This is a genomic window from Haemophilus parahaemolyticus, assembly GCF_018373095.1.
Taxonomy (GTDB): Bacteria; Pseudomonadota; Gammaproteobacteria; order Enterobacterales; family Pasteurellaceae; genus Haemophilus_A; species Haemophilus_A parahaemolyticus_A.
Genome location: NZ_JAHAHT010000157.1, coordinates 1 through 2,170, shown reverse-complemented (window position 1 = coordinate 2,170; position 2,170 = coordinate 1). Strand labels below are relative to the sequence as shown.

Sequence of the window (2,170 nt, the reverse complement as noted above, 5' to 3'; positions counted from 1 at the left end):
TAAATCGACAGCATCTACTTCAGCTTCTGGGAAAGCCTCTGCACAAGCAATGGCAATACAACCACTGCCAGTACAAAGATCTAAAATGCGTTTTGGTTTATGATTAATGAACCCTGTAAATTGGGCACGAATCAGTTCTCCAATTGGTGAACGAGGAACAATTACTCGTTCATCAATATAAAATTCTAAACCACAGAACCACGCAGAATTGATTAAATACGCCACAGGCTGACGCGTACCTAAACGGGCTTGAATGAGCTCAATTACACGTTTTTTTTCCACATCAGTTAAGTGTGAAGCATACATTGCTTCAGGTACATCCGCAGGCAGGTAAAGGGCGGTCAAAACAAGCTGCTGTGCTTCTTGCCAACCATTTTCATATCCGTGTCCATAATAGAGATCGGATGTATTAAAATAGCTATATGCCCAACGCATCATATCTTGAATAGTTTTTAAATCTTGCAATGCACTTGAAGCTGACATCTCTTCAAGCAGTTCTAAATTATGTTGATACATCTTATTATGACTCTTATTTGAATTAGGAGCACTTATTCTACACTAATAAAGAAAAAATTAAGCGTTTAAGTTTCCATATTAAGAATAAATCTTTATACATAAATAATCGGGAAATGATTGCTTTTAAACTAGAAATTTAATTATAATCCGAAAAATTTTTACACAAAAAGGAATAAAAATGAAAGTTGTTATCCCTGTCGCTGGTTTAGGCACGCGCATGTTACCAGCAACAAAAGCAATTCCTAAAGAAATGCTAACTGTTGCAGATAAACCATTAATTCAATATATCATTAATGAATGTGTTGCTGCAGGTATTAAAGAGATAGTGTTAGTTACTCACTCTTCAAAAAATGCGATCGAAAACCACTTTGATACATCATTTGAATTAGAAACAATGTTAGAAAAACGTGTTAAACGCCAATTACTTGAAGAGGTTCGCTCAATTTGCCCAAAAGATGTAACAATTATGCACGTTCGTCAGGGCAATGCAAAAGGCTTGGGACACGCTGTTTTATGTGGGCGAGCAGTAGTGGGCAACGAACCATTTGCGGTAGTCTTACCAGATGTGATTCTAGCAGATTTTAGTGCTAATCAAAAAATAGAAAACTTGGCTGCAATGATCAAACGTTTTAATGAAACAGGGCATAGCCAAATTATGGTAGCTCCTGTTCCAATGGATGAAGTAAGCAGTTATGGCGTGGCTGATTGTAACGAGGTTGACATTCCTGCAGGCGGTTCAGCAGAAATCGTAAAAATAGTAGAAAAACCCACAAGAGAAGAGGCACCATCTAACCTTGCTGTGGTAGGACGTTACGTATTCTCAGCGGGTATTTGGGATTTATTAGAAAAAACGCCTGCGGGCGTGGGCGATGAAATTCAATTAACTGATGCAATCGATATGTTGATTGAACAAGAAACCGTTGAAGCGTTCCATATGACAGGCAAAACCTTTGACTGTGGCGATAAGCTTGGCTATATGCAAGCGTTTGTAGAATATAGCTTACGTCATAATAAATTTGGTCAAGAATTTAAAGAATACATTAAATCTTTAGCTAAAATATTATGATTATAGCTCTAGTTCTAATGCTCTAACCTATAAAGTGTATCAGAAAAAAGCGGTTAAATACTGCCACATCTTTTGCAGTCAGTGAGATTTCAATGCTTATGGTTAGCAAAAATCGTGTCTGATGTGACACTACACTAAAAGTATGCTTGCAATGTTTACACTGCCATTGTTTGCGAGTAGAAATAAAATGAAAGTGGTGAAGGGGAAATTTTTATAGTAAATTCTAATCAATTGATGATAACACCTGATGAAATTAATTTGTTGGAAAAATTGTTTAATTACTGATTCAGGTAAACGAATTTTGCAAGCAACCAGTCAAATTCTTTGTGAGGGCATAATTAGACTAAAACCAACACTTTTGTCTATTATGCCCTTTGTGATGAAACTAGCAATTTGTAATAGGATGAGGAGCCTATAAACCCAATATAGGCTCTGTGAAATAGCAAGGTTGCTCAATTCTACAAACTTCTTTTAGTGCTAGATAACTGCAAAGAAAAAAGCGAGATAAATTATTCATCTCGCTTTTTTCATATATTGCAACAGGGTTACATTTTCTTCTGTTTAAGAAGCAATAAAAACGCCAAGATT

At 36.1% G+C, this 2,170-nt stretch carries 2 protein-coding genes and 1 pseudogene; 1 reads left to right on the top strand and 2 read right to left on the bottom strand.

Annotated elements, in window-relative coordinates; all coding sequences use genetic code 11:
- Positions 1-516 (bottom strand): HemK family protein methyltransferase (locus KH943_RS09950; RefSeq protein WP_304110424.1); only part of this gene is annotated, 516 nt, incomplete at its 3' end.
- Between the two features lie 178 nt (positions 517-694).
- Between KH943_RS09950 and galU the strand changes: the two genes are divergently transcribed.
- A complete protein-coding gene (gene galU, locus KH943_RS09945; RefSeq protein ID WP_304110423.1) occupies positions 695-1,582 on the top strand; it encodes a UTP--glucose-1-phosphate uridylyltransferase GalU in 888 nt (295 codons plus the stop codon).
- A 95-nt stretch (positions 1,583-1,677) separates the two neighbouring features.
- On the opposite strand, the pseudogene KH943_RS10245 reads toward galU, so the two are convergent.
- Positions 1,678-1,781, bottom strand: a pseudogene (locus KH943_RS10245) (IS1595 family transposase); the annotation flags it as partial.
- Between the last annotated feature and the right edge of the window lie 389 nt (positions 1,782-2,170).